Here is a 2,497-nt window from a genome sequence, read left to right on the forward strand (position 1 = left end):
GATTTTTGCCAATTATCAAATGCTTTACCATTCATTAATCCACTCCTTTTCTGTTAACTGAAGCTAGATTCACGCCAAGATACTATCCACTAGTCTATCGTTTGTCTCATGTCGCCTAACGCCGCATTAATGTGTGAGCAACGCGACCACAGACCTAAACCTTACCACCGTAAACACGAAACCCAACGATGGAATGAAAAATGCCAAGCGTTGGGAATCACTCTTAAATGCTTTGTTATGTTAATTTTTTGATGAGAATTCAACTTCTTGAGGTGTGTTTCGATCTTTTTCGCAGATAACGACGGTATTGGCGAGTTTGTCGTGCCCCCCCTGTTTACGCTTGTCCCAAGCCACCCAAAATATACCTAGTCCAAGAGGGATTGTCGCTAGGATATACCCAAGGTATCTTACAATATACTGTTGAAGGGTAGGTTTATCGCCAGTTTTAGCGTCTACAATTTTCGCTGATATAGCCATTTTACCTGGTGTCGCTTGACGATAAAGCCAGAAACCAATGATCGCTACCAATGGAAAAATCCAGCTTAAAATCAGGTCAGCGAAGCCTTGTACTAACGCATCGTTGTCAAAATATGCCCAGCCATAAACCGCTACTAGAATCGGGTATGTAAGGACACAAATTATCACAGTATCAATTAGACTAGCACCAACTCGAGGCCAAAAACCTGAATATTCGTACAAATCACTCATTTTCGCGGGAACATTATCTTTCATATTATTTACCTAGTTTATATAACCAACGTAAATGCATGATACGTAATGTAATTTCTTTCTCAAGACAATATTCAATTAATTGCAATACGCTTCAATTAACATAACGCCCAATTAAGGGGTGAACAACGCTACCCCCCAACCTAAAGCATTATGCTATAAACACTTAACTTGAAGTAGGAACAAAAGTGCCAAGCGTTGTGAATCCCTCTTAAATTGTTTGTTATAAGCGTACTCGAAGCGTCCTACTTTCCCTTTGCTCGGGCATATGGATTGGGCTTCTGTGGCTCTAATGATGATTTTTGTGGTTTGTACTCTACATCTCTAACAGGTTCTATGTCTGATTCCCACAAGTCGAAACCACCAGAAAAACTACTATTTGAACCACTACGTTTGAGTTTTTGGGTACGACCACGCTCATAGTCATCAAATTCTGAAGAGTCTTCCGGATATGGATTTACATAATCAGAATAAAGGCATGATTTAAAACCTTCTTCATATGCTTTGCTTCCCATAGATATCTCCTTAATTTCACCTTAGCTTATAACGCCCTGTTAAGGGGTGAGCAACGCAATACCGAAGTCGCCGCATGCCACCCTAAACACTAAAACCAACGCGTAGTGAAAATGCCACGCGTTGCGAATCCCTCTTAAACAGTTTGTTATGTGTTTGGTCAATGCATACAGATTTTATTAACGATTGCTTTCGTAATATCCGCGGAGAAATACTCTTGAGCTTCCTCTTTGGACAAAGCAATAGAATCATAGATAAAGGCAGAACCTTGGGCTGTTACCGTTTGTAACTTACAGTCAACCTTGATTATTGCCTCCAACGAACCTGACTTACCTTCACGATAGATTTTAATGTCGTTCAGCTGGCCCATATCTCCAGCGACATACCATTCATCAAAATATGGCCCGCCGACAATATCTTTATAAACAAACTCACCATCTAAGCCAAAAGAGCCTTCTTCTGCAAATACTGACGATTGGACGCAACTAAGCATAAATAGTGCTACACCAGACCTGATTACTTTGTGCATATTTTATCTCAAACTCTGATTACACATAACGCCCTGTTAAGGTGTGAGCAACGTAATACCAATGCCTCCGCAAACCACCTTAAACACAAAACGCAACGCATAGTAAAAATGCCACGCGTTGCGAATCACTCTTAAACAGTTTGTTATGCATCACTTACATTCACATAAATTATCAAAAAAATTTGATTTAATTGCCCATGTCGCAATCATTAAAATTGGTACTGGGTACCCTATGGATTTTATTATCAGACTATCAAGCGTGGTCAAAGCTATGCCGATCCCTTCATGGTTTTTATTTGCACAATAATTAAGTTGATCACATACTAGATATTTAATTGCCACTGAGTGTTCGAAAAGGGCATTTCTCACGTTACCGACCGCTAACCGAATAAACTTTTGCTCTCGTTCATCCCTTGTCAGTGGTTCCAAGCCAGAGTCAATTCCTGAGACAGCATAACTATAATCTGAGTTTTTTTCTTGGTTTCGCGTTAACCGCCCTTCGTTTATCAGATGTAACTTAAAACAAGAACCCATATGCGCTTCTATACTTTCAAGACTTTTGTCCAACTCATTCAGAACCATGATTAAGCCTCCATTTTGAAAACAAAACTTAATCATAGCCTAAGCTAGTCAAACCACCATTGATGCATAACGCCTTGCTAAGGTGTGAGTAACGCAATACAAAAGCTACCGCACAACGCCTTAATCATCATAAGCCACCGCAAA

The 2,497-nt window shown here is 40.0% G+C and carries 4 protein-coding genes; all 4 read right to left on the reverse strand.

Features of this window, described 5'->3' with window-relative positions; translation table 11 throughout:
• Nucleotides 1-240: 240 nt before the first annotated feature.
• Nucleotides 241-732: an RDD family protein gene (locus R7E47_RS23955; protein WP_318085136.1), complete on the reverse strand. Its 492-nt coding sequence runs from the start codon at nt 730-732 to the stop codon at nt 241-243.
• Nucleotides 733-974: 242 nt separating this feature from the next.
• Nucleotides 975-1,244, reverse strand: a complete 270-nt coding sequence (locus R7E47_RS23960) for a hypothetical protein (RefSeq protein WP_318085138.1) — start codon at nt 1,242-1,244, stop codon at nt 975-977.
• A gap of 158 nt (nt 1,245-1,402) precedes the next feature.
• Entirely contained in the window at nt 1,403-1,771 is a 369-nt protein-coding gene (locus tag R7E47_RS23965) for a hypothetical protein (protein WP_054702901.1), read from the reverse strand.
• A gap of 150 nt (nt 1,772-1,921) precedes the next feature.
• The gene (locus tag R7E47_RS23970; RefSeq protein ID WP_258483925.1) at nt 1,922-2,353 is read right to left on the reverse strand and encodes a hypothetical protein; all 432 of its coding nucleotides are present in this window, start codon (nt 2,351-2,353) and stop codon (nt 1,922-1,924) included.
• Nucleotides 2,354-2,497 lie beyond the last annotated feature (144 nt).

Origin of the sequence: Vibrio sp. Vb1026, assembly GCF_033338745.1 — a bacterium.
Taxonomy (GTDB): domain Bacteria; phylum Pseudomonadota; class Gammaproteobacteria; order Enterobacterales; family Vibrionaceae; genus Vibrio; species Vibrio alginolyticus.